At 61.6% G+C, this 25,233-nt stretch carries 20 protein-coding genes; 11 read left to right on the forward strand and 9 right to left on the reverse strand.

Annotated features, from left to right (window positions below; genetic code table 11):
- Window positions 1–5: 5 nt before the first annotated feature.
- Window positions 6–1,031 (reverse strand): LacI family DNA-binding transcriptional regulator, encoded by a 1,026-nt coding sequence (locus tag AB8B31_RS02080; RefSeq protein ID WP_047622521.1) that lies wholly within the window; start codon window positions 1,029–1,031, stop codon window positions 6–8.
- Between the two features lie 297 nt (window positions 1,032–1,328).
- Between AB8B31_RS02080 and AB8B31_RS02085 the strand changes: the two genes are divergently transcribed.
- The 6 genes from AB8B31_RS02085 (at window position 1,329) to AB8B31_RS02110 (ending at window position 8,505) form a co-directional block, all read left to right on the forward strand.
- Window positions 1,329–2,690: an ABC transporter substrate-binding protein gene (locus AB8B31_RS02085; RefSeq protein WP_128401066.1), complete on the forward strand. Its 1,362-nt coding sequence runs from the start codon at window positions 1,329–1,331 to the stop codon at window positions 2,688–2,690.
- 187 nt (window positions 2,691–2,877) lie between these two features.
- Entirely contained in the window at window positions 2,878–3,891 is a 1,014-nt protein-coding gene (locus AB8B31_RS02090; protein WP_018445795.1) for a carbohydrate ABC transporter permease, read from the forward strand.
- 1 nt (window position 3,892) lies between these two features.
- Window positions 3,893–5,056, forward strand: a complete 1,164-nt coding sequence (locus tag AB8B31_RS02095) for a carbohydrate ABC transporter permease (protein ID WP_047622520.1) — start codon at window positions 3,893–3,895, stop codon at window positions 5,054–5,056.
- A 34-nt stretch (window positions 5,057–5,090) separates the two neighbouring features.
- Complete coding sequence (gene bglA / locus AB8B31_RS02100; protein ID WP_131703060.1) at window positions 5,091–6,743, forward strand: beta-galactosidase BglA; 1,653 nt, start codon at window positions 5,091–5,093, stop codon at window positions 6,741–6,743.
- A 143-nt stretch (window positions 6,744–6,886) separates the two neighbouring features.
- Window positions 6,887–7,975 (forward strand): ABC transporter ATP-binding protein, encoded by a 1,089-nt coding sequence (locus AB8B31_RS02105; protein ID WP_018244844.1) that lies wholly within the window; start codon window positions 6,887–6,889, stop codon window positions 7,973–7,975.
- Between the two features lie 176 nt (window positions 7,976–8,151).
- Window positions 8,152–8,505 (forward strand): hypothetical protein, encoded by a 354-nt coding sequence (locus tag AB8B31_RS02110; protein WP_018445791.1) that lies wholly within the window; start codon window positions 8,152–8,154, stop codon window positions 8,503–8,505.
- A 118-nt stretch (window positions 8,506–8,623) separates the two neighbouring features.
- Here AB8B31_RS02110 and edd read toward each other — a convergent pair whose 3' ends face one another.
- The 5 genes from edd to AB8B31_RS02135 all read right to left on the reverse strand — a co-directional run bounded on the left by edd (window position 8,624) and on the right by AB8B31_RS02135 (window position 15,589).
- The gene (gene edd / locus AB8B31_RS02115; protein ID WP_131703059.1) at window positions 8,624–10,447 is read right to left on the reverse strand and encodes a phosphogluconate dehydratase; all 1,824 of its coding nucleotides are present in this window, start codon (window positions 10,445–10,447) and stop codon (window positions 8,624–8,626) included.
- Between the two features lie 77 nt (window positions 10,448–10,524).
- Entirely contained in the window at window positions 10,525–11,223 is a 699-nt protein-coding gene (pgl, locus tag AB8B31_RS02120; protein ID WP_018244846.1) for a 6-phosphogluconolactonase, read from the reverse strand.
- A 10-nt stretch (window positions 11,224–11,233) separates the two neighbouring features.
- Window positions 11,234–12,709, reverse strand: coding sequence for a glucose-6-phosphate dehydrogenase (gene zwf / locus AB8B31_RS02125; RefSeq protein ID WP_075224326.1), 1,476 nt, complete (start codon window positions 12,707–12,709; stop codon window positions 11,234–11,236).
- A gap of 135 nt (window positions 12,710–12,844) precedes the next feature.
- Window positions 12,845–14,143, reverse strand: a complete 1,299-nt coding sequence (locus tag AB8B31_RS02130; RefSeq protein ID WP_131703058.1) for an NAD(P)/FAD-dependent oxidoreductase — start codon at window positions 14,141–14,143, stop codon at window positions 12,845–12,847.
- A gap of 9 nt (window positions 14,144–14,152) precedes the next feature.
- Window positions 14,153–15,589: a glutamine synthetase family protein gene (locus AB8B31_RS02135; RefSeq protein ID WP_128405318.1), complete on the reverse strand. Its 1,437-nt coding sequence runs from the start codon at window positions 15,587–15,589 to the stop codon at window positions 14,153–14,155.
- An 88-nt stretch (window positions 15,590–15,677) separates the two neighbouring features.
- Between AB8B31_RS02135 and AB8B31_RS02140 the strand changes: the two genes are divergently transcribed.
- The 4 genes from AB8B31_RS02140 (at window position 15,678) to AB8B31_RS02155 (ending at window position 22,204) form a co-directional block, all read left to right on the forward strand.
- Window positions 15,678–16,898, forward strand: coding sequence for an NAD(P)/FAD-dependent oxidoreductase (locus AB8B31_RS02140; protein WP_130831313.1), 1,221 nt, complete (start codon window positions 15,678–15,680; stop codon window positions 16,896–16,898).
- Window positions 16,899–17,112: 214 nt separating this feature from the next.
- Window positions 17,113–17,256 carry a hypothetical protein gene (locus tag AB8B31_RS02145; RefSeq protein ID WP_003556626.1) on the forward strand — a complete coding sequence of 48 codons (144 nt, stop codon included), beginning with the start codon at window positions 17,113–17,115 and terminating at the stop codon, window positions 17,254–17,256.
- 311 nt (window positions 17,257–17,567) lie between these two features.
- Window positions 17,568–20,099: a methyl-accepting chemotaxis protein gene (locus AB8B31_RS02150; RefSeq protein ID WP_131703056.1), complete on the forward strand. Its 2,532-nt coding sequence runs from the start codon at window positions 17,568–17,570 to the stop codon at window positions 20,097–20,099.
- Between the two features lie 257 nt (window positions 20,100–20,356).
- Entirely contained in the window at window positions 20,357–22,204 is a 1,848-nt protein-coding gene (locus AB8B31_RS02155) for a methyl-accepting chemotaxis protein (protein ID WP_131703055.1), read from the forward strand.
- On the opposite strand, the gene AB8B31_RS02160 is transcribed toward AB8B31_RS02155, so the two are convergent.
- Window positions 22,177–22,413, reverse strand: coding sequence for a hypothetical protein (locus AB8B31_RS02160; RefSeq protein ID WP_131703054.1), 237 nt, complete (start codon window positions 22,411–22,413; stop codon window positions 22,177–22,179). The two genes, AB8B31_RS02155 and AB8B31_RS02160, sit on opposite strands and share 28 nt — an antisense overlap.
- Window positions 22,414–22,503: 90 nt before the next feature.
- Here AB8B31_RS02160 and AB8B31_RS02165 point away from each other — a divergent pair, with 90 nt between their 5' ends.
- The gene (locus AB8B31_RS02165; protein WP_131703053.1) at window positions 22,504–23,373 is read left to right on the forward strand and encodes a LysR family transcriptional regulator; all 870 of its coding nucleotides are present in this window, start codon (window positions 22,504–22,506) and stop codon (window positions 23,371–23,373) included.
- Window positions 23,374–23,513: 140 nt separating this feature from the next.
- Here AB8B31_RS02165 and AB8B31_RS02170 read toward each other — a convergent pair whose 3' ends face one another.
- Window positions 23,514–23,750, reverse strand: a complete 237-nt coding sequence (locus AB8B31_RS02170; protein WP_003545603.1) for an SMc00767 family acetate metabolism repressor — start codon at window positions 23,748–23,750, stop codon at window positions 23,514–23,516.
- Window positions 23,751–23,771: 21 nt separating this feature from the next.
- On the reverse strand, window positions 23,772–25,061 hold the full coding sequence (aceA, locus tag AB8B31_RS02175) for an isocitrate lyase (protein ID WP_130658400.1): 1,290 nt from the start codon (window positions 25,059–25,061) through the stop codon (window positions 23,772–23,774).
- Between the last annotated feature and the right edge of the window lie 172 nt (window positions 25,062–25,233).

The following is a 25,233-nucleotide window of genomic DNA, read 5'->3' on the forward strand; positions in this document are numbered from 1 at the left end:
AGGCTCTAGGCCTGGGGAACAGGACCGGTCGAGGCCCTGACGATCAGCTCGGTCTTCCAGAGCTCCTGGTCGGGGAAGGGGCCGGCCTGCTTGACCGTGCCGATCAGCCGCTGCGCGATGCGAACGCCGGCCGCCCGCAATGACGAGCGTGTCGTCGTCAGCGGCACGGAAAAGCTTTCCGGTTTCAGCAGCGGCAGCACGTCGTCATGGGCGATCAGCGAGATATCCTCACCGAGCCGCAATCCGGCCTGGTTGACCGCGCGGATCGCGCCGAGCGCCAGCACCGTGCTGGAGCAGAGGATCGCCGTCGGCCGCTCCGGCAACTGCAGAAAGTGTTCCATCGCCAGCAGGCCTTGCTCGTCCGTCATCAGCGCGTGGCTCATGCAACCCTCATCGAGTACCAGCCCGCGCTCGGCAAGGGCTGATATGACGCCGTTCTTCCTGCGGATGGCAAAATCGAGATGCATCGGTCCGTTCATCAGCGCAAAGCGCGTATGGCCGAGCTGCAGCAGGAGCCGCGTCGCATCGTAGAAGGCGCCTTCATTGTCGATGTCGAGATAGGGATAGTCCGGCTCCGAACCGAAGGAGCGGCCGTGCACGACATAGGGCATGGAGAGCGATTTCAGCATGGCGAGCCGCGGGTCGTGGCCGCGCATATAGGCGACGAACAGGGCATCGACATTGCCGCTGATGGCAAGGCGCCGCAGCGCCGCCACCTCGTCATCCGGGTCGGCCGGCATGATCACGAAGTGGAAATCGTGGCGTACGGCCTCTTCGCCGAGCCCGGCCAGGAATTCACCGAAATGCACGTCGGACTGGTGGCCGGGCGCCGTCGGCATGACGAGGCCGATCGAGCCTGCCTTGCCGGTCGCAAGCCGCTGCGCCGCCTTATTGGGGCGGTACCCGGTTTCCTTGACAGCCTGGAGCACACGCTCCCGGGTCGCCTCGTTGACCTCGGGATAGCCGTTTAGCGCTCGGCTCACCGTCGTCTGCGACAGCCCCAGCAATTCCGATAGCTGCTTGAGATTCACCTGCTATGCTTCCTCCCGGCCCGCCCGTCCGCCGTCCTGAAAAGGCCTGCCGCCTCCCAGTGGCATCCAAAGCGCTTTCAATTATGTATCATCTGGCGCGCTTGACTCAAGAAAAATCGCTCCATATTTCCCGATAGACGTTGCTGCGCTGCGATATCTAGCATGTTCACCGCGGGTTTTCGCGAATTGACTTGACTCCATTCCCCCGAAAGTGAAATGAGTTGGCTGTCAAAGCGCTTTGAAATTTCTTTTGGAGGGAATTCGGCGCGGTTGGGATTGTGATGGGAGGTTGATCACATGAAAAAGTCATTTTTGATGGGCGTTGCCGTGGCAGCGCTTTTTGCCGGTACTGCGTCTGCAGCCGATCTGAAATTTGCCCCGGGACAGGATGCCAAGTTCAACTGGAAGAGCTATGACGAGTTCAAGGCTGCTCATGCCGATCTGAAGGGCCAGCCGCTGACGATCTTCGGGCCGTGGCGCGGCGAGGACGAGGCGTTCTTCCAGAGCGTTCTTGCCTATTTCACCGAAGCCACCGGCATCGATGTCAAATACTCCTCTTCCGAAAACTACGAACAGCAGATCGTCATCGACACGCAGGCAGGCTCGCCGCCGAATATCGCCGTTCTGCCGCAGCCGGGCCTCCTGGCCGATCTCGCCAGCAAAGGCTTCCTGACGCCGCTCGGCGATGACAACTCCAAGTGGATCAAGGACAATTACGGCGCTGGCGACAGCTGGGTCGGTTACGGCACCTACAAGGGCAAGGACGGCAAGGAAGCCTTCTACGCCTTCCCGTATAAGGCCGACGTAAAATCGCTGGTCTGGTATGTTCCGGAGAACTTCGAGGAAGCCGGCTACAAGATCCCGACGACCATGGAAGAACTGCATGCCCTGACGGATCAGATCGTCAAGGATGGCGGCGTTCCCTGGTGCATCGGTCTCGGTTCCGGCGGCGCCACCGGCTGGCCGGCGACCGACTGGGTCGAGGATCTCATGCTGCGCATGCAGCCGCCGGAAGCCTATGACAAGTGGACGACCAACGAGCTGAAATTCACCGATCCGGCCGTCGTTGCCGCGATCGACGAATTCGGCAAGTTCGCCAAGAACGCGAAATACGTCGATGGCGGCGTTGCGGCCGTGGCCTCGACCGATTTCCGCGACAGCCCGAAGGGCCTCTTCGCGGTTCCGCCGAAGTGCTACATGCACCATCAGGCCTCGTTCATCCCGTCCTTCTTCCCTGAGGGCACGAAGCTCGGCCAGGATGCCGACTTCTTCTACATGCCAACCTTTGCGTCGCATCCCGAACTCGGCAAGCCGGTTCTCGGCGCCGGCACGCTCGTCTCGATCGCCAAGGACTCGAAGACGGCCCGCGCCTTCATCGACTTCCTGAAGACCCCGATCGCCCATGAGGTCTGGATGGCGCAGTCGAGCTTCCTGACGCCATATAAGGGCGTCAGCACCGAGGCCTATGCCAACCCGCAGATGAAGAAGGAAGGCGAGATCCTGACCTCCGCCACCACCTTCCGCTTCGACGGTTCCGACCTGATGCCGGGCAAGATCGGCGCCGGCGCCTTCTGGACGGGCATGGTCGATTTTGTCGGCGGCAAGTCAGCCGAAGAGTCTGCTGGCGAAATCCAGAGCGCCTGGGACGGCATCAAGTAATCTTTTAAAATTATGCCGCCGGCTTGCCGGCGGCATGGCTTGCATGACTGGCCGGGCTCGCAAAGAGCCCGGCCATCGCAGGATATATTGTGATTGGGCAACACAAAAAGATTGACGATGACCGGCGCTGATCCGTCAGCATAACAACCGGTCGGAATAAGATCAGGGGAAGCAGGGGAGGGACGAAATGCTGTCGCAGATAGTGTCCGCTTTGGGCGTCGTGGTCGTCGCCGTTTTCGCGTGCTCGGCCTATTTCTATTTTTCGAACAAGATCCTGGATCTCGCTCTGCCGGTGAAGGATGGCGACATCCGCGCCGCATCGCGCAATCTCAACCGCCGTGCGCTCGTCCGGCCGTGGTTGTTCATCGGCCCGGCACTCTTCCTGCTTATCGTCTATCTCGTTTATCCGGTCGTTGCGACCTTCATCCTCTCCTTTTACGACCGCGCCGGTCTGCAGTTCGTCGGCCTCGCCAATTACAAATGGGCGCTCGGCGACCGCGAATTCCGCCAGTCGATCTTCAACAACATCCTCTGGCTCGCCGTCGTGCCGGCCGCCTGCACCTTCTTCGGCCTCGTCATCGCCGTGATGACCGATCGCATCTGGTGGGGCAATATCGCCAAGAGCATCGTCTTCATGCCGATGGCGATCTCCTTCGTCGGCGCCTCGGTCATCTGGAAATTCATCTATGAATATCGCGGCGGCAACGACGTCCAGATCGGCCTGCTGAACGCCATCGTCCAGACTTTTGGCGGCACGCCCGAGGTGTGGATCTCCATTCCCTTCTGGAACAACTTCTTCCTGATGGTCATCCTGATCTGGATCCAGACCGGTTTCGCCATGGTCATCCTGTCGGCCGCCCTTCGCGGCATTCCGGAAGAGACGATCGAAGCCGCCGTCATCGACGGCGCCAATGGCTGGCAGATCTTCTGGCGCATCATGGTGCCGCAGGTCTGGGGTTCCATCGCAGTCGTCTGGACGACGATCACCATCCTCGTCCTCAAGGTCTTCGACATCGTGCTGACCATGACCAACGGCCAGTGGCAGACGATGGTGCTGGCGAACCTGATGTTCGACTGGATGTTCCGCGGCGGCGGCGATTCCGGGCGAAGTGCGGTCATCGCCATCATCATCATGCTCGCCGTCACGCCGATCATGGTCTGGAACGTGCGCCGCGCCAATCGCGAACTGAAGGGGCACTGAGATGACCGCTATCGGAAGCTACTTCAAGATCGGCCCCGCCCGCCTCTTCGTTCACGCAGCCGTTCTGCTGATCGTCATCGTCTGGCTGATCCCGACGCTCGGCATCTTCGTCAGCGCGCTGCGCGACAAGGACCAGATCGTCGTCTCCGGCTGGTGGACAGCCTTCGTCGGCTCGACCCAGACGGCCGCGGTCCGCCTCGGTACACCCGACCAGCAAAAGCAGGAGGGTACGACCTACGTCATCTCGGGCAATGTGTTGGAAGGCCAGACCGGCCGGGCGGTGAAGGCCTTCGGCAACCGCATACAGCAGCCGGCCGCCTTCAAGGCCGGCGAGACCGCCGATCTCGGCGACGGCGAAACTCTGCAGATCAACAGCGACGGCAGTTATCGCTATGTGAAGAATGCCGCCTTCTCGCCCGACGAACGCCCGAAGCGCATCTATGCGTCCGTCTCCGCGCCGCCGGAATTCACAATGCAGAACTACAACACGGTTCTGACCGGCGAGGGCATCGGCCAGTCCTTCATCAACTCGCTGACCGTGACGATCCCGGCGACGATCATCCCGATCCTGATTGCCGCTTTCGCGGCCTATGCCCTGAGCTGGATGGAATTTCCCGGCCGCGGGCTGCTGATTGCGCTGGTCGTCGGCCTCATCGTCGTGCCGCTGCAGATGTCGCTGATCCCGCTGCTGCGTCTCTATAACGAGATCGGCAACATGCTCGGCCAGCCGTCGAAGACCTATCCCGGCATCTGGCTGGCCCATACCGCCTTCGGCATGCCGCTCGCCATCTATCTCTTGCGGGCCTATATTGCCGGCCTGCCGAAGGAGATCATCGAATCGGCCCGCGTCGATGGCGCAAGCGATTTCGAGATCTTCGTCCGCATCGTTTTGCCTCTGTCCTTCCCGGCACTCGCCTCCTTCGCCATCTTCCAGTTCCTGTGGGTGTGGAACGACCTGCTCGTCGCCATGGTCTTCCTCGGCACCGACAAGGACCACCTCGTGTTGACCGGCAGCCTGAACGCGCTGCTCGGCTCTCGCGGCGGCAATTGGGAGATTTTGACGGCGTCGGCCTTCGTCACCATCATCGTGCCGTTGCTCGTCTTCTTCGGGCTGCAGCGTTACCTGGTGCGCGGTCTGCTGGCGGGTTCGGTCAAGGGAGGCTGACCATTCCCGACCGTGACTTCAAACAGGATATTCCATGAACGTGGCTTCTCAATCGATCTCGACCCCCGACAAGGACTGGTGGCGCGGCGCGGTGATCTATCAGATCTACCCGCGCTCCTACCAGGATTCGAACGGCGACGGCATCGGCGATCTGAAGGGCATCACCGCCCGCCTGCCGCATGTGGCAAGCCTTGGCGTCGATGCAATCTGGATCTCGCCCTTCTTCACCTCGCCGATGCGGGATTTCGGTTATGACGTTTCCGACTACGAGAATGTCGATTCGATCTTCGGCACGTTGGTGGATTTCGACACGATGATATCAGAGGCTCATCGCCTCGGCATCCGGGTGATGATCGACCTCGTCATCTCCCACAGCTCGGATCAGCATCCCTGGTTCGTGCAAAGCCGCTCGAGCAAGAGCAACGCCAAGGCCGACTGGTATGTCTGGGCCGACGCCAAGCCGGATGGCACGCCGCCGAACAACTGGCTGTCGATCTTCGGCGGCTCGGCATGGGCGTGGGACCCGACGCGCATGCAATATTACCTGCACAATTTCCTGACCTCGCAGCCGGACATGAACCTGCATAACCCTGAGGTGCAGGACCGTCTGCTGGATGTCGTGCGCTTCTGGCTCAATCGCGGCGTCGATGGTTTCCGCCTCGACACCATCAACTTCTATTTCCATGACACGCAACTCCGCGACAATCCGGCGCTTGCTCCCGAGCGCCGCAACGCTTCGACGGCGCCGGCGGTTAATCCCTATAATTTTCAGGAGCATCTCTACGACAAGAACCGCCCGGAGAACCTTGCCTTCCTGAAGCGCTTCCGCGCCGTTCTCGAAGAATTCCCGGCAATCGCCGCCGTCGGCGAAGTCGGCGACAGCCAGCGCGGCCTTGAAATCGTCGGCGAATACACCTCCGGCAACGACAAGATGCATATGTGCTATGCCTTCGAGTTCCTGGCGCCCGATCCGCTGACGCCGGAGCGCGTCGAGGAGGTGATGCAGGATTTTGAAGCTGCCGCACCCGATGGCTGGGCCTGCTGGGCCTTCTCCAATCACGACGTGATGCGCCATGTCAGCCGCTGGGGCGGGCTGGTCGCCGATCACGACGCCTTCGCCAAGCTCTATGCCTCGTTGCTGATGACCATGCGCGGCTCCGTCTGCCTCTATCAGGGCGAGGAACTGGCGCTGACCGAGGCCGATCTCGCCTATCAGGATCTGCAGGACCCCTATGGCATCCAGTTCTGGCCGGAATTCAAGGGCCGCGACGGTTGCCGCACGCCAATGGTCTGGGACAGCCAGGTCGCCCAGGGCGGCTTCTCGACGGTCAAGCCCTGGTTGCCGGTGCCGGTCGAGCATATCCTGCGTGCCGTCAGCGTCCAGCTGGGCGATGAGACTTCGGTGCTGGAGCACTATCGCCGCTTCATCGCCTTCCGCAAGCTGCACCCGGCTTTTGCCAAGGGCGAGATCGAATTCGAGGAACAACAGGGCGATAGCCTGGTCTTCACCCGTGAATACGGCAATGAGAAGCTGCTCTGCATCTTCAACATGAGCCCGACCGAGGCCGCCGTCATTCTGCCTGCTGGAGAATGGCAGGCATTGACGGGCCATGGCTTTACCAGCAACAACTATGGCGACAAGATCGATATTCCGGCCTGGGGGGCGTATTTCGCCCGTCTTGCCTAGATCAGGATGATTTTGGGCCCGATGGGCCTAAAATCTGAATCCTGATCTAAATCAAAGAAATAGAGCATGATGCCGGAAACGGCGCACACTTTTCGGCATCATGCTCTAGGAACACAGGCCTAAGGAACACAGGGGAGAGAGAAATGACTGGACTGACGCTGAAGGATATCCGCAAATCCTACGGTTCCGTGGACGTTCTCCATGGTATCGACCTCGATATCAAGCAGGGCGAATTCATCGTCTTCGTCGGTCCGTCCGGCTGTGGCAAGTCCACGCTTCTGCGCATGATCGCCGGTCTCGAGGCGATCACCGGCGGTGAGATGTATATCGACGGCCATCTCGTCAATGACGTGCCGCCCTCCAAGCGCGGCATCGCCATGGTCTTCCAGTCCTATGCGCTCTACCCGCATATGACCGTGTTCGACAACATGGCTTTCGGCATGAAGATCGCCGGCGAAAGCAAGCAGGAAATCGACCGCCGCGTCCGGGCGGCGGCCGAGAGCCTGCAGCTGACCAAATATCTCGATCGCCTGCCGAAGGCGCTTTCCGGCGGCCAGCGCCAGCGCGTGGCGATCGGCCGCGCCATCTGCCGCGATCCGAAGGTCTTCCTCTTCGACGAGCCGCTCTCCAACCTCGATGCCGCGCTGCGCGTCGCGACCCGCATCGAGATCGCCCGTCTGAACGAACAGATGGCCGATACGACGATGATCTACGTGACCCACGACCAGGTCGAGGCGATGACGCTCGCCGATCGCATTGTCGTTCTCTCAGCCGGCAATATCGAACAGGTCGGCGCGCCGCTGGACCTCTACGAGCGCCCGGCAAACCTCTTCGTCGCGAAATTCATCGGCTCGCCGGCGATGAACATCATTCCGGCGACGGTCGCCGGAACCGGAAGCCAGACGACGGTGACGCTGACCGGCGGCATGTCGGTGACCCTCGATGTGGCAACCGACGCGTCGGAAATGGGCAAGCAGGCAAGCTTCGGCGTTCGTCCGGAGGATCTCCGGGTTGCCGATGGCGGCGACTACCTTTTCGAAGGTGAAGTGTCGATCGTCGAAGCGCTCGGCGAAGTGACGTTGCTTTATATCGAGGGCCTGGTTCCGGGCGAGCCGATCGTCGTCAAGCTGCCCGGCATCTATGATGTGAAGAAGGGACAGAGGATGCGGTTTGCCGCCGACAGGCAGAAGTTGCATCTCTTTGACGCAACCGGCCATACCTACCGGAAGTGAGGCGGCCATTTTTGGGGTGATGGCCCCAAGAATTGTGCGGGACGGGCCGAATTCTCACTTTCTGTTAAAGATCGGCTGCTACCTTTTCCTCGTCAATTTATGAGGGGGATAAGCACGTGGCCGCTTCCAATCCGTCACAGCCAAAATCTCATTTCCTGAGCAAGGAAGAATCCTTCATGTATGACCGCGAGGCGCGGTTCAAGATGGAGGACACCATGAACGCCGCGCGCATCGAATATACGGAAAAGGGCGTCATGCATGCGGCTTCGCGCCGCTGCGACATTGTCCGGATTTCGATGAGCAGCGCGACGCTCGCAATCCTGACCCAGTTCAGCCTGCCGAAGCAGTTCTATCTGGATATTCCGGATGCTCGCATCACCAAGGTCGGCTGCCTGCTGATGAAGGTCAACGCCAACAATACGATCGATGTCCGCTTCCTGCGCCTGCTGACGCAGAAGGAGCTGAACAAGATCTTCGTCTACAGCACCCATCCGGCGCACCGCGACTACGTTCTCGATATTCGAGCCTAAAGACGCGCGTCCACCAGGACGTGTGAATGGCTCACTACTTCAGTAAGCCGGATTGAAATCAAAAACCCGCGGGTGCTTCATGCTCCCCGCGGGTTTTTGTTTGCCAGAAGCCACCCACTCAGTGGTGGAAGAGCACGCTTGCACCCTGGTCCGAAGGTCCGACGGCGCGGCGGAACGGCGCGAAGAGTTCGCGGCCCATGCCGAATTCATTGTCGGAGAGATCGACGGTCACCGGCTCCCGCTCGGCCAAATCAGCCGCATCGACGAGCAGCTCGAGCGTGCCCTTGATCGCGTCCAGCCGAATGATGTCGCCTTCGCGGATGCGGGCGATCGGACCGCCGTCGACCGCTTCCGGCGTCACGTGGATCGCCGCCGGCACCTTGCCGGATGCGCCGGACATGCGCCCGTCGGTGAGCAGCGCCACGCGGAAGCCGCGGTCCTGCAGCACGCCGAGCGGCGGCGTCAGCTTGTGCAGTTCCGGCATGCCGTTCGCCTTCGGGCCCTGGAAGCGCACGACGGCGATGAAATCGCGGTTGAGCTTGCCTTCCTTGAAGGCGTCCTGCAGCTCCTGCTGGCTGTGGAAGATGATTGCCGGCGCCTCGATGATGTGGCGCTCCGGCTTGACGGCGGATATCTTGATGACTGCCTTGCCGAGATTGCCGCGCAGCATCTTCAGCCCGCCATTCGCCTGGAACGGCGTTTCGATGCTGGAGAGCACTTTGGGATCGACGCTTTTGTCAGGCGACGGCTCGCGCAGGACGGCACCATTTTCGCCGAGACGGGCATCGACCGTATAGGCTTGGAGACCCTGGCCGAAGACCGTGCGCACGTCGTCATGCACCAGTCCGTGCTTCAAGAGTTCCTTGATGAGGAAACCCATGCCGCCGGCCGCCTGGAAATGGTTCACATCGGCAAGGCCGTTCGGGTAGACGCGGGCAAGCAGCGGGACGATTTCCGAAAGCTCGGCAATGTCCTGCCAGGTGAGCTGGATGCCGGCTGCCCGCGCCATGGCGACGAGGTGCAGCGTATGATTGGTCGAACCGCCGGTCGCATGCAGGCCGACGACGCCGTTGACGACCGAGCGCTCGTCGATCATTTCGCCCGCCGGCGTGAATTCGTTGCCGAGTGCGGTGATCGCCAGCGCCCGCTTGGCGGCTTCGCGTGTCAGCGCTTCGCGCAACGGCGTGCCGGGATTGATGAAGGACGAGCCGGGCATGTGGAAGCCCATGATCTCCATCAGCATCTGGTTGGAATTGGCGGTGCCGTAGAAGGTGCAGGTGCCGGGGCCGTGATAGGATTTCGATTCCGCCTCCAGCAGTTCGGCGCGTCCGACCTTGCCCTCGGCGAAGAGCTGGCGCACGCGCGACTTCTCATCGTTCGGCAGGCCTGTGGTCATCGGACCGGCCGGGACGAAGATCGACGGCAGGTGCCCGAAGGACAGGGCAGCGATCACGAGGCCGGGCACGATCTTGTCGCAGACGCCGAGGAAGAGGGCGGCATCGAACATATTATGCGACAGGCCGACGCCCGCCGACATGGCGATCAGGTCGCGCGAGAAGAGCGAGAGCTCCATGCCCGGCTGTCCTTGGGTGACGCCGTCGCACATCGCCGGCACGCCGCCTGCCACCTGCGCCACGCCGCCTGCTTGGGCGGCCGCCTCGCGGATGATTGCCGGATAGGTCTCGAACGGCTGGTGGGCCGAGAGCATGTCGTTATAGGCGGTGATGATGCCGAGATTGGGGATGCGGTCGCCGGCGAGCGCATCCTTGTCGGCGGGGGAACAGACCGCAAAGCCGTGGGCAAGATTGGCGCAACCGAGCACCGAGCGCGCGACACCCTTGGAAGCGGCGGCGCGCAGGCGTTCCAGATAGCGTTCGCGGCTTGGCTTCGAGCGTTCGACGATGCGATCGGTGATCGCAGAAATGCGTGCGTGAGCGGACATGGAAAATCCCTGCCTTGTTCGTTGTCTCTATCTGTTTCGGCGGCTCTGGCCTGAATCTCAATCCGGATGACGGCTGATCAGGGAGCCCAGTAGATCTCGACCGGGGAAGTGGCCCGGCGCAGAACGGCGCGGATCGGCATTTCTGCCTCGTCACCGCTGCCTTCCGCCTTGGCGAGAACGTCTTTTTTGCCTTCGCCCTCAATATGGAGAACCAGGAGTGCGGCATCCTCAAGACTGGAGAAGGTGAAGGTCAGGCGCGGCTCGCCGGCTCCTTCCGCTTCCATGGTGATGATGCCGCGCGGCGTCGATGCATCGAGCGCTTTGGCAAGATTGCTGCCGCCGGGAAAGAACGAAGCCGTGTGGCCGTCGCCGCCCATGCCGAGGATGACGGTGTCGAAGGGGGAGCTGATCGCCTTGGTCTTCTCGGTCGCGAGCGAGGCTGCCTCCTCCACCGAAGCCACATCCTGATAGAGCGGCAGGAAGTGTGCCGCCTTTGCCTTGTTCTGCAGCAGATTGGCGTCGACCAGCAAATGGTTCGAGCGTGCATTGTCGGCCGGCACGAAGCGTTCGTCGACAAGGGTGATCGTCACCTTGTCCCAGGCGATGTCGCGCGTCGAAAGCACCTGGAAGAAGGCCTTCGGCGTGGAGCCGCCGGAAACGGCGATGGACGCCGTTCCACGGGCGGCGATCGCCGCCGAAAGCGTATCCGCGACCTTGTCGGCGAGGCTGCCGGCGAGGTCTGCGGCGCTGGCGAAGGAATGCAGGGTCGATGCCATCGGTTTCGTCCTAGATCTCGTCATGCCACGTGCGGCCGTCGCGCTCGATCAGCGCGATGGCCTGGCTGGGGCCCCAGGTGCCGGCCGTATAGCCCTGCACCTGCTGGCCGGTCGTTTCCCAACCCTTGAGGATCGGATCGACCCATCTCCATGCGGCTTCGACTTCGTCGCGGCGCATGAACAATGTCTGGTTGGAGCGGATCACGTCCATCAGCAGGCGCTCGTAGGCGTCGGGATTGCGGACGTTGAAGGCCTGGGCGAAGCTCATGTCGAGCGACACGTTGCGCAGGCGCATGCCGCCCGGACCCGGATCCTTGATCATCAGCGACTGCTTGACGCCCTCATCCGGCTGCAGGCGGATTATCAGCTGGTTGGCATTGATGCGTCCGGCCGCCTGGTCGAAGATTGCGTGCGGGATCGGCTTGAAGGTGATGACGATCTCGGACATGCGCCCGGTCAGCCGCTTGCCGGTGCGGATGTAGAAGGGAACGCCCGCCCAGCGCCAGTTGTTGATCTCGGCCTTGATGGCAACGAAGGTCTCGGTATTCGACACGCCGCCTTCGAGCTCTTCGAGGTAGCCCTTGACCGGGCCGCTGCCCGATGCGCCGGCGCGATACTGGCCGCGGACCGTCGCCTGCTCGACGTTCGAGGCATTGAGCGGCTTCAGCGCGCGCAGCACTTTCAGCTTCTCGTCGCGAACGGCTTCCGAATCCATCGACGAGGGTACTTCCATCGCCGTCAGGCAGAGCAACTGCAGGATGTGGTTCTGCACCATGTCGCGCAGTGCGCCAGCCGTATCGTAATAGCCGGCGCGGCCTTCGAGGCCGACCGATTCAGCCACGGTGATCTGCACGTGGTCGATGTAGTTCGCGTTCCACAGCGGCTCATAGAGCGCGTTGGCAAAACGCAGCGCCATCAGGTTCTGCACCGTCTCCTTGCCGAGATAATGGTCGATGCGGAAGATCTGTTCTTCCTTGAAGGCGCGGCCGATCGTGTCGTTGAGCTGCAGCGCCGAGGCGAGGTCGCGGCCGATCGGCTTCTCGACGACGATGCGGGTCGATTTGGTGATCAGCTTGTGGTCATGGATCTTCTGCGAGATATCGCCGAAGATGCCCGGAGCGACGGCGAGGTAGAAGGCGCGCACGCGATCCTTGCCTTCGTCGAGCAGCTTCTTCAGCTGATCCCAGCCGGCATCCGTGCGGGCGTCGACCGAGACGTAGTAGAGGCGGGCACAGAATTTCTCCACCTCCGCCTCGTCGTATTCACCCTTCTTCAGGTGCTCGTTCAGCGCGTCCTTGGCGAATTTGCGGTATTCCTCGTGCGTCAACGGGCTGCGCGAGGCGCCGATTACGCGGGTCGGTTCTGAAAACTGGCCTTCGATCTGGCGATGATACAGCGCGGGCAGAAGCTTGCGTTCTGCAAGGTCGCCGCTGCCGCCGAAGACGACATAATCAAAGGGCTCAACGGGAATGATTTGGCTGCTCATGAGCTTGTCTCTCAATCAAGGCTGGTTGGCGGCCCTTTTAATCTAATCGATTTAAAAAAGCCAGTGTGCAGTGCAATGAATCTCTCAGGAACCGGTTTTAGAGCGAATTTCCGGAAGAGGAAATCCGCAATCGGACTAAAACTTGTCGCGAAGTGCAAACCACGACAAGGCGAGGAAAAGCAACGGTGCGCGCATGCGGGCCCCGCCGGGAAAGGCGGGAATATCGAGCGATGTGAAGAGATCGAGATCGCCGGATTTTCCAAGCACCGTTTCCGCATAGAGCTTGCCACAGTAGTTTGACAGCATGACGCCATGGCCGGAATAACCGCCGATCGAGATGACCCCGGGCATGACCTCGCGCACGAAGGGCTGACGCGGCATGGTGATGCCGACGCTGCCGCCCCAGGCATGGGTGATGTCAATGTTCTTCAGGTCAGGATAGATCTCGGCGATCTGCCGGCGGATGTGCTCAGAAATGTCCCGCGGGTTGTCCGACGTATAGGCCTCGCGTCCGCCGAACAGCAGGCGGCCGTCCCCGAATTTGCGGAAGTAGCGCACGACGAAGCGCGAATCGGCCACAGCCTCGCCCCCCGGCAGCACACCGGGATGCCCGTCGAGCGGCGCCGTGGCGCCGATGAAGGAGCGGATTGGCATGACATGGCTTGCCGTCACTGGTTCGAGGCCATCGATATAGCCGTCGCAGGCGATTAGCGCGCGCTCAGTGGTGATCGTTCCCCTTTCGGTTTCGATCGTCACCTTGCCGCCGCCCTGGCGGATCGCCGTTGCCTTGGTCATCTCGAAGATTTCAGCACCGGCATTGGCAGCGACCCGCGCGAGCCCGACCAGCAGCTTCAGCGGATGGATGTGGCCGGTGCCGACATCGCGCACGCCGCAATGGAAACGCTTCGAGCCGAGCCTGTCCTGCGTTTCCTTCTCGTCCATGAAGCGCAGATGCGGATAGTCGTAGCGGAAGGCGGCGATCTCGGCGTTTTCGTAATAGGCGCGTTTGTAGCTCGCCTTATGTGCGACGTTGAGCTGGCCGGGTACATAGTCGATCTCGATCTGATGCTCGCGGGCGAAATCGATGAGATGGCGCTTGGCCGCCTCGGCAAGATCGAACAGCGCCTTCGAGCGTTCGTAGCCGATCTTCTCCTCGAGTTCTTCCGGCCACCATCGCTGGCCGGTGCCGAGTTGGCCGCCATTGCGCCCGGACGCCCCGTCGCCGAAGCGGAAGGCCTCGATCAGCACCACCGAAACGCCTGATTTGGCAAGATTATAGGCGGCCTGCAGGCCGGTATAACCGCCGCCGACGATGGCGACGTCGCATGTTCTCGAGCCGTCGAGAGCGGCATAGGTCGGACGCTCCCCGACTGTTGCCTGATACCAGGACAGCCCGGGCGCGATCGGGCTCTGCCATGTCTCCTGCGATGCCATGATAGTCCCTCACACGTTGAGCAGAAGGAATTCCCGCTCCCAGGGGCTGATCACCTGCATGAAGGTCTCGAACTCGCCGCGCTTGACGCCGGCATAAAGGCCGATGAACTGCTTGCCGAACATCTCCTCGAAAGCGGGTTCGTCCTCGAGCAGCGCCACGGCCTCGAGCAGGCCGCGCGGCAGGTCGATCGAGCCCTCGTTGGCCGAATCCTCGGTCGGCGCCGTCGGCTCGATCTCCTTCATGATGCCGAGCAGGCCGGAAGCGAGCGAGGCGGCGAGTGCGAGATAGGGGTTGGCGTCCGAGCTCGGCAGTCGGTTTTCCACGCGCCGCGCCTGTGGATCGGAAACCGGCACGCGGAAGGCCGTCGTTCGGTTGTCGTAGCCCCAGGCATTGTTGACGGGGCAGGACATATCGGGCTGCAGGCGCCGGTAGGAATTCACATAGGGCGCAAGCATCGCCATCGCGCTTGGCACGAATTTCTGCATGCCGCCGATGAAATGGAAGAATTCCTTCGAAGCCGATCCGTCGGGATTGGAGAAGATGTTCTTGCCCGTTTCGATATTGACCACCGACTGATGGATATGCATCGCCGAACCCGGCTGACCCTGCATCGGCTTGGCCATGAAAGTCGCGTAAATGTCGTGCTTCAGCGCCGCCTCGCGGATCGTCCGCTTGAACAGGAACACCTGGTCGGCAAGTTCGATCGGATTGCCGTGGCGCAGGTTGATCTCGAGCTGCGCCGGTCCCTCTTCGTGGATCAGCGTATCGATCTCCAGCCCCTGCTTCTCCGAGAAATGATAGACGTCGTCGATCAGCTCGTCGAACTCATTGATGCCGGCGATCGAATAGCCCTGACCGCCGAGGATCGAGCGGCCGGACCGGCCTTTGGGCGGGTGCAGCGGATAGTCGGGATCGTCGTTCTTGGCGACGAGATAGAATTCGATCTCGGGCGCCACGATCGGTTTCCAGCCGCGCTCGTGATAGAGGCTCATGATGCGCTTCAACACGTTGCGCGGCGTATAGGGCACTTCGCCGCCGTCCGAATCGACGATGTCGCAGATCACCTGCGCCGTCGGGTCGGTCTCCCAGGGCACGACCGAAAGCGTCGAAAGGTCGGGCATCAGCTTCAAGTCGCTGTCGCGCGGCTCGTAGCGGAAGCTCTCCGTCTCGTCGGGATATTCGCCCGATATCGTATGCCGGTAGATCGCCGAAGGCAGTGCCAGCGACGTGTTCGAGGTGAATTTCGAGCTCGGCATCATCTTGCCGCGCGCAACGCCGGCAAGGTCCGGCGTGATGCATTCGATGTCTTCGATGCCCCTGTCCCTCAGCCACCGCGCTGCTTCCTTCCAGTTCGCAACGCCACGCAGGGATCCGGGTTCCGGGGGAGCTTTCTTCGAGGCGGGTACGTTTCTGGCAGGTTTCAGCGTCGTCTTTTTTGGGGACATGACACACCGGTTTGTGTTGATCGTGGCACCATCATAACCAGACTTTGCCAATTGGCGAGGGGTGGCAAACGTTGACTTTCGCCCTTTGATGGAAAAAGAAGACGTGATTTTGATCGGGGAAACGGATTTGCAGCGCAAAAGCGACGTCATCGTCATCGGCGCCGGGGCGGCGGGCATGATGGCGGCCATTGGCGCGGGAAAACGCGGTCGCTCGGTCGTGGTCCTCGACCATGCCAGGGCGCCTGGCGAGAAGATCCGCATATCGGGCGGCGGCCGCTGCAATTTCACCAATATCCATGCCGGACCGAAGAATTTCCTCTCCGCCAACCCGCATTTCTGCAAATCGGCGCTCGCCCGTTTCACACCTGCCGACTTCATCGCCATGGTCGACCGCCATGGCATTGCCTGGCACGAAAAGACGCTCGGCCAGCTTTTCTGCGACGATAGCGCCAAAGACATCATCCGCATGCTGCTGGCCGAGATGCGCATGGCCGGTGCGGTGCTAGATCTCGGCACCGAGATATCAGGTGTCGAAAAGACCGAAGTCGGCTTCCGGGTATCGACGAGCGAAGGCCATTATGAAGCATCATCGCTGATCGTCGCCGCCGGCGGCAAGTCGATCCCGAAGATGGGTGCCACCGGCTTTGCCTATCGCCTCGCCGAGCAGTTCGGCTTGCCCGTGCTCGAAACCCGACCCGGCCTCGTGCCGCTGACGCTCGATCCCGGCCTGCTCGAGAGCATCGCCCCGCTCGCCGGCATCGCCGCCCCGGCCGAAATTCGCTATGGCAGGACCGCCTTCCGTGAAGCGCTGCTGTTCACCCATCGCGGGCTGAGCGGCCCGGCCATCCTGCAGATTTCTTCCTATTGGCGCGAGGGCGACGAGATCGTGGTCGCCATCGAACCGGATATCGATATTGCGGCGCATTTGAAGACGGCAAAGCAGCTCAATGGCCGCCAGTCGCCGCAGACAGCCCTTGGCGACATCCTGCCGAAGCGGCTGGCACAGTTTCTCGTGGAGCGCGAGAAAATCTCCGGCAACATGGCCGACCTGCCTGACAAGGCGCTGCTGCGTCTTGCCGCTGGCGCCCAGAATTGGGCGGTCAAACCGTCCGGCTCGGAAGGTTATCGCACCGCCGAAGTCACGCTCGGCGGCATCGACACGGCAGCGCTCGATTCCCGCAGCATGGAAGCAAAAGCCGTGCCCGGCCTTTATTTCATCGGTGAATGCGTCGACGTCACCGGCTGGCTTGGCGGCTATAATTTCCAGTGGGCCTGGGCTTCCGGATTTGCCGCGGGCGAATGCGTCTAAAGCTCTTTGTTTTGATGCATGTCGTGGTCCCAGAACCGCTGCTCACTTTTGGGCAACATGCCTTGGAAATCGGAAATACCGATTCAAGACTTTTTAATAGAGGTGCGCCATCCTGTCTCAATTGGCGGTTTGTAAGGTCGTTCCTAAATTAAGCTTTACCGGCAAGCCGATTTGTTGGATTGTTGTTGTGTCAGAGAGAAGTGAGGTTTCGACCATGACCAGAAACACACGACGCGCCCGCGCCATCGCAATTGCCGAGGCAAAGCCGAACGCTCGAATGGTCGCCCTGCGTTATCTGATGCTTGCAGCCGGCGCCACCGCCGCCAGCATCGCGCTGCTGCTCTCGCACTTCATCTGATCCCGTCCGCAGACCTGGAACGAACGTTGCGACGTGGCTATTGTCGCACCGCGGCGTCGCGGCCCATAATTTGCAACTATTTCACTGCCTTGGCTTAACGCGCCATAACAGCTTATCCGAAAATTAATATCTAATCTGACACAATTGCTCGCGAATATTTGGGCATCTCCAAGTTGTTTGGACATGAACTGGCAATGACTGCCGCCTGGCCTCCGGGTTCCCCAATGTAATTAAGAATAGCTCGATGTGCACCCGGCTGGCGCCATGTGGCTGCCTGCGGGAGGAGTGGTGTATGAAAGGCCCGGAACGCCATGTTGATTGACAAGATTCTTTCCCGCTTCAGGATCAAGACGAAAGTCCTGATCTTCGTTCTGCCTTTCGTCGTCACCATTTCGGCGGTGGGCCTGACGGGCCTCTACGCTTCGGGACTTCTGCAGGGCCGCATGGAAATATCCAACAGCGTGCTGCAGTCGCTCAGCGGGTTCAAGGATCTCTATGGTTCGATGGATGATTTCCTGCGCGTCACCAGCCCTGAGGCGCGCGACAAGCTGCTCGCGGATCTGAAGACCCAGCAAGGCGTGCTCGACCAGACGCTGAACCAGGTCGGTGAAGAGGCCGCCGGTCGCGACAGCCTTGCGGAGGCATCGCGCCGCACCAAGGACATTTCGGGCGTCGTCGACAAGCTCTGGGCGCTGCACGAGCAGGAGCAGGCATTGCATGAGCAGATCGACGCAGCGCAGAAGAGCGTGATCAGCACCCGCTTTACCGTGTCCTACCAGGCCGAGGAATTGCAGAGCACCGTCCAGAGCGACGAGAGCGCCGCCACCAGCACCCTTCGCACGGCCGACCGTTTGCTGAAGGGCGGCGATTTTCTTGGCACCGTCGCCAGCGGCTTCAGCAAGCCGCAGACACCGCAGGACAAGATCGCCTTCATCAACGAACAGATGCCGGAGATCATCAAATCGCAGCGTCTGATCGCCATCTCGGTTCCGAGCAATCAGAAGAATGTCATCGACGCGCTGGCTGCGACCATCGACGGCATCAAGACGATCGTCCAGACGCCCAATCCGACCGACGAGACCGCCACCGAACTCGGCCGTCTCGTTTCGCGCTTCCGCCAGACCTCGACCTATACGCAGCTGACCGCCACGCAGAAAATGCGTGACGCGACCCAGGAATTCGCCGCGCTCGACGGCCGGATTGCCCAGGCCAACTCGGTCTTGCAGGATACGAGGCGTCTCGAAAATTCCGTCTATTCGCTGCAGATCGTTCTTTCCGACTTTCTCGCCGATTCCAGCAAGGAAAATCTCGTGCGCCTGCAGCAGCAGGCCGGCACGCTCGGTAAGGACATGCAGGTGCTGATCACCAGCGCCAAGGGCATGGGTTTTGCCGAAGGCATATCAGGCGCGATCCAGCCGGCGCTCGACATCATTTCCGGCGGCGGCTCGAAGATCGTCGACACGATCGGCGAGCGTGTCACAGCCTATGCCGCGGCCCGCCAGGAACTCGACCAGATCTGGAAAAAGCTGACCGATTTCGCCGAGCTGCAGAAGCAGACGGCCGGCACCGAGCGCACCCAGGCAAACAGCATCTCCGTCATGACCACCGGTCTCGGCATCCTGCTGTCGATCCTCGGCGGCATTGCCCTGGTGCTGACGCTGCAGCGCCCGATCAGCCATATCACCGCCGCTATGCGGCGCATCGCCGAAGGCGCGCTGGATACCAGCATCTCCGGCGAGCAGCGCCACGACGAAATCGGCGACATGGCCCGCGCGCTCGGCATCTTCAAGGAAAATGCCATCTCGAAAATCCGCATCGAGGAGCAGAGCGACGAGGAACGCGCCGCCGCCGAACATGAGCGCCAGCGCAACGACGCCGAAAAGCGCGAGATGGATCGTCAGATCGAATTTGCGGTCAATGCGCTCGCCGCCGGCCTCGAACGCATGTCGCAGGGCGATATCTCGACGACGATCGAAACGCCCTTCATTGGCCGTCTCGAACAGCTGCGCCAGGATTTCAACGGTTCGATGATGCGCCTGCAGGCGACGATGAGCCAGATCCGCGACAATGTCGAGCTGATCCAGGGCAACGGCAACCAGATGGCCCAGTCGGCCGAGGACCTCTCCAAGCGCACCGAACAGCAGGCTGCCTCGCTCGAAGAGACCGCGGCTGCCGTCGATGAAATCACCGTCACGGTCCGTTCGTCGGCCGAGCGCGCCAAGGATGCCGACCAGATCGTCCGCCAGGCCAAGCGCAGCGCCGACGATTCTGCCGTCGTCGTCAGCAATGCGATCGACGCAATGGGCCGCATCGAGGATGCCTCGCGCCAGATCGAGCAGATCATCGGCGTCATCGACGAGATCGCCTTCCAGACCAACCTCCTGGCGCTCAACGCCGGCATCGAGGCGGCGCGCGCCGGTGAAGCCGGCAAGGGCTTCGCGGTGGTCGCGATGGAGGTCCGCGAACTGGCCCAGCGCTCCGCCGCTGCGGCACAGGAGATCAAGGGGCTGATCAACAAGTCGACCAACGAGGTCAATTCCGGCTCGCAATTCGTGCAGGAGACCGGCACGGTGCTCGCCAAGATCAGCGCCCAGATCGTCACGATCAGCCAGCATGTCGAGATGATCGCTCGCGCCAGCCACGACCAGTCCAACGCGCTGCAGAGCGTCAACGCGACCGTCAACCAGATGGATCAGATGACGCAGCAAAACGCCGCCATGGTGGAGGAAACAACCGCCGCCAGCCGCGAGCTGGCCGACGAGGCCGATTCGCTGCGCCGGCTCATCCAGCAGTTCAAGATCGACGGCGAGGCGGCCGCAGCACCAGTCTACCGCGCCGCCTGATCATCGATCGATCCGTCTTCATGCGAACGGCCCCGGACTTTCCGGGGCCATTTCTATTTATTCTGCAAAACAGCGCCTCGATTGAGAAGATTTGAACGATGGAAGAATAGGTCGAATGCCCGCAGCTTATCACGCCGGGATAGTCGGAAAATGCTCGGAAACGAGACGATGAATATCTCCGACAGCCCTGATTTGCGGAGAATCTTCCTTAACGCTTTTAGTCTAATTTAACCTTGGTTTATCTTCCGGGGGTCTCGATGCTGCGCCTTTTCTCTACGTCGATCGTACGCCAGATCGTTGCGATCACGCTGTTTCTGCTGGCCATAAGCACGGCCGCCATCGTCGGCGTGACCTATTACAATCTGAGCCATCAGGTCATGGACGGGGCCGTCTCCGACGCGAAGGACGCCGCCCGTGCGATGGCTGTCCTCTACGGCGCAGCTGATCAGGCTGCAAAGATCGAGCTGAAGGACAATCAGCTCTCCGCCGTCACCGAAGACGCCATTCCGGCCCTTGCCGATCATTCGCTGGTCGACCGCACCGCGCAGTCGATCGCCGGTGTCGCAACCATCTTCCAAAAGCAGGGCGGCGACTACGTCCGCATATCCACAAACGTCAAGAAGGAAAACGGCGACCGCGCCGTCGGCACCAAGCTGGTCGCCGAGCACCCGGCCCAGCCGGTCCTCGCCAGGGGTGAAGCCTATTATGGTCCGGCGGAGCTTTTCGGCCGCAAGTTCATGACCGGTTATTTCCCGATCAAAAACGCCTCGAGCGCCAATGTCGGCATTCTCTTCATCGGCATTCCGATGGAGCTCTATTACCAGCGCATGTATGAGCTGCAGATGCTGGTCCTCGGCGTCGGCGCCATCGTCATGCTGATCGTCGGCGTTCTCGCCTTCTATGCGATCCGCCTGTCGGTGAAGCCTTTGCAGGCGCTGACGACGAGCGTGCACTCGATTTCCTCGGGCGATCTCGAAGGAGCGATCCCCTGTATCGAAAAGAAGAACGAGTTCGGCGATATCGGCCGGGCTCTGGCGCTTTTCCGCGACAGCGCCCGCGCAAGGCGCGATCTGGAAACCCAGGCTGCCGAACAGCGCGCCTTGAGCGATGCCGAACGCGCCAGGAACGATGCCGACAAGCGCTCGCTCGACGGCCAGATCGACTTTGCCGTCAATCAGCTTGCCGCCGGCCTCGGGCGCCTGTCGCAGGGCGACGTCTCGCAGACGATCGGCACGCCTTTCGTCGGCCGGTTGGAGCAGTTGCGCGTCGATTTCAACGCTTCGCTTTTGCGACTCCAGGATACGCTGTCCGGCATCCGCGACAGCGCCTCGAGCATCCAGCGCAACAGCGGCGCCGTCTCCGCCTCTGCCGGCGAACTTTCGAAGCGCACCGAGGCGCAGGCGGCGAGCCTTGAGGAGACTGCGGCCGCGGTGGAGGAGATCACCGTGACGGTTCGTTCCTCCGCCGAGCGTGCCCGGGAAGCCAACAATGTCGTGGCCGCGACCAAGAAGACCGCCGACAATTCCGGCGCCGTCGTCGGCGACGCCGTCTCCGCCATGGAGCGCATCGAGCAGGCCTCGCAGCGCATCGAGCAGATCATCGAGGTGATCGACGACATCGCCTTCCAGACCAATCTTCTGGCGCTGAACGCCGGCATCGAGGCGGCACGCGCCGGCGAGGCGGGCAAGGGTTTTGCCGTCGTCGCCCAGGAAGTCCGCGAACTCGCCCAGCGTTCTGCCGATGCGGCGCGCGAGATCAAGTCGCTGATCGAGACATCGAGCCGGGAAGTGACGGCAGGTTCCGAACTGGTCCAGAAGACCGGCAGCGTCCTTGCCTCGATCAGCCAGGAGATCATCGCAATCAGCGGCCATGTCGAGACCATCGCCACCGCCAGCCGCGATCAGTCGGCCGCACTGCAGGAAGTCAACGGTTCGGTCAACGCCATGGACCAGATGACCCAGAAGAACGCGTCGATGGTTGCCGAGACGACGCAGGCAAGCCGCCTGCTCGCCGGCGAGGCCGATACGCTGATGGCGCTGATCGAGCGGTTCCGCATCGTCGCAGAAACCGCACCGGCTCATCTCGCGGCAAGAAAAGTCGCCTGAACCGCGCAGCCGCAGCTGCCACGAGATTGCGCCGCGGCCTTGCGGCGCCTTCCCAGGTTGAGATCGAGCGACGTCAGCCAGCCGGCGAAGCCAATGAGGCTGCTGTTTCCGAACTCGGCATAGAATCTATCCTCCTCCGCCTTGCAACCGCATCGCTTGGGAGAGTGCCGATAGCCGATGGTACCTGCGATGGTGATCATGTCGATCATGACGATGTCCTTTCCTGTGTCAGACATCACCTGATCTAGGCGTCGAATTTGTCTTTATAAACGGGGATAATCCCGCTATGTTTTTCAGCGATGAAAAACGCAAGTTGGGATTCCTATCAGCTTTTCCTGCAGGTGGCCCGGCTCGGCGGGCTGACGGGGGCAAGCACCGTAAGCGGGCTCAGTCCTGCGACCGTCGGCCGGCGCATGCTCGATCTCGAGCAGGAGATCGGCCGCGCATTGTTTTCGCGCAGCCAGACGGGATACCGTCTGACCCAGGATGGCCAGGCGCTGCTCGATCACCTTCATGAGATGGAGGCCGCCGCCCGCAAGGTGGCGGCGTGGCGGCAATCCGGCGAGGGCGGCACGACCGTCAGGGTCACCGCCGGCACCTGGCTCGCTTGGTTGCTGACCGAGAATTTCGCCGCAATCCGCATGCCGGGCGATGCCTTCGCCATTTCGCTCACCATCGGCGAGGCGCGGGCAAGCCTTGCCTATCGCGAGAGCGATATCGGTATTCGCGCCTTCGAGCCCGAGGAGGCCAATCTCGCCGCACGTCAGCTCGGGGAGGTGGCCTATGCCGTCTATATCAGACGCAACGCCGCCGAGACCGACGAGCGCTGGATTGCAGTCGCCGAGGAGGAGGCGATATCGGCCTATCTGCGCTGGCCACACGCCCATGCCGCAACAGGGATCGTCGCCACGGTTAATCGGCCGCGTTCGCTGCCGGATCTGGTGCGCGCCGGCGCCGGCAAGACCGTGCTTCCCTGTTTCGTCGGCGATCTCCATCCTGAATTGCAGCGGCAGGGCGGCGAGTTGCCGGAATTGCGCCACCGGCAATGGATCGTCATGAATGCCGAGGACCGCCATCGCCCGGAGATCCGCACGGTCGCCGACCGCATGACCAAGCTCATCAAAAGTTATGCCGATCTCTTCGCCGGGAAACGACCGAGTCGAGGCTAGAGCGTGTCGCCCAAAACTGTGCAGCGGTTTGGGACCACGGCTGCATTAACTGGAGACGTAAAGCGCCGCGCGCCCGATAGGTCGCGCGGCGATTGAAGAAGCGGGCCGACGTCATCGACCCCGCCGCTGGTCGGTCTTCGTCAATGCCGGTTGGTGACGACGACGGGGATCAGCAGGTCGCCCCAGTGGCCGTCGCCGCCGTGATGACGGGCCGAACGCACCAGTTCGACCGAGACACCGGCCTCGACGGCCTTCATGACCGATTGGTTCAGCCGATGCAGGTCGTTGGCGAGCATGCGGATCGTCGTCTGCTGATCCTCGCTCATGCTGCTTGCCTGCTCCTCGGCCCGTTCCCTGACGCGTGTTATGGATGCCATGATCTTCTCCTCCTCTTCGAGTTATTCCGCAGCCGGTTTGAACTGCGCATGTTCGGTCGAGCCGTGCATCGCTGTCGTCGAAGACCGGCCTCCGGTGATGGCGAGCGAGACGGCGTCGAAATAGCCCGTGCCGACCTCGCGCTGATGTTTGGTCGCGGTGTAGCCATTGACCTCGGCGGCGAATTCCGCCTGCTGCAGCTCGGAATAGGCCGACATCTGCCGCTGCCGGTAGCCGCGCGCCAGTTCGTACATGCCGTAGTTCAGCTGGTGGAAGCCGGCGAGCGTGATGAACTGGAACTTGTAGCCCATCGCGCCGAGTTCGCGCTGGAACCGCGCAATCGTCGCCTCGTCGAGGTTCTTCTTCCAGTTGAAGGAAGGCGAGCAATTATAGGCGAGCAGCTTGCCGGGGTGGACCTTGTGCACGCCTTCGGCAAAGCGCCGTGCCTGATCGAGGTCCGGCTTCGAGGTCTCGCACCAGATGAGATCGCAATGCGGCGCATAGGCGACGGCGCGTGCGATACAGGGCTCGATGCCGTTTCGCACCTGATAGAAACCTTCGACTGTGCGGCCGGCATCATAGTCGACGAAGGGCTGGTCGCGCTCGTCGATGTCTGACGTCAAGAGCTTTGCCGCTTCCGCGTCGGTGCGGGCGATGACCAGCGTCGCAACGCCCATGACGTCGGCAGCAAGTCGCGCGGCATCGAGATTGCGGATATGGGCGGCCGTCGGGATCAGCACTTTGCCGCCGAGATGACCGCATTTCTTCTCCGAGGCGAGCTGGTCCTCGAAGTGAACGCCCGCGGCACCCGCCTCGATATAGGCCTTCATGATTTCGAAGGCGTTGAGCGGTCCGCCGAAGCCCGCCTCCGCATCGGCAACGATCGGTGCGAACCAGGTCTCGACGGAAAGTCCCTGGGCTTCCGCAGTCTCGATCTGATCGGCGCGCTGCAGTGTGCGGTTGATGCGTTTGGCCAGTTCCGGACCGGCATTGGCCGGATAGAGGGACTGGTCGGGATACATCGCCGATGCCGTATTGGCGTCGGCCGCCACCTGCCAGCCGGAGAGATAGATCGCCTTCAGTCCGGCGCGCACCATCTGCATGGCCTGGTTACCGGAAAGTGCGCCGAGCGCATTGACGAAATCCTCCTGATGAATGAGCCGCCACAACCGGTCCGCCCCCATTTCGGCCAGCGTATGGCGCAGCGCCACCGAGCCTCTGAGCCGCCGCACGTCATCGGCCGAGTACGGTCTCTCGATGCCGTCGAAGCGGCCTGCTGATGCGTTTGGAACAAGCTTGTAAAAATCCGTCATGCTGCTCTCCTCACTAAAAAGCCCGACAAATGTGCTGCATGACAAGATTGACAATATCAGCCGCTATGACCAGAAAAACCTTTGATTTCCTGCCCGGAAAGAGGTTAAGATGACGAGGATTGACAGAGCGGCGCTGTGAATTTGTAAAATTTTGTAAATACAGCGCTCCTTC

Origin of the sequence: Rhizobium sp. 62_C5_N11_2 (genome assembly GCF_051811185.1) — a bacterium.
Classification (GTDB): domain Bacteria; phylum Pseudomonadota; class Alphaproteobacteria; order Rhizobiales; family Rhizobiaceae; genus Rhizobium; species Rhizobium leguminosarum.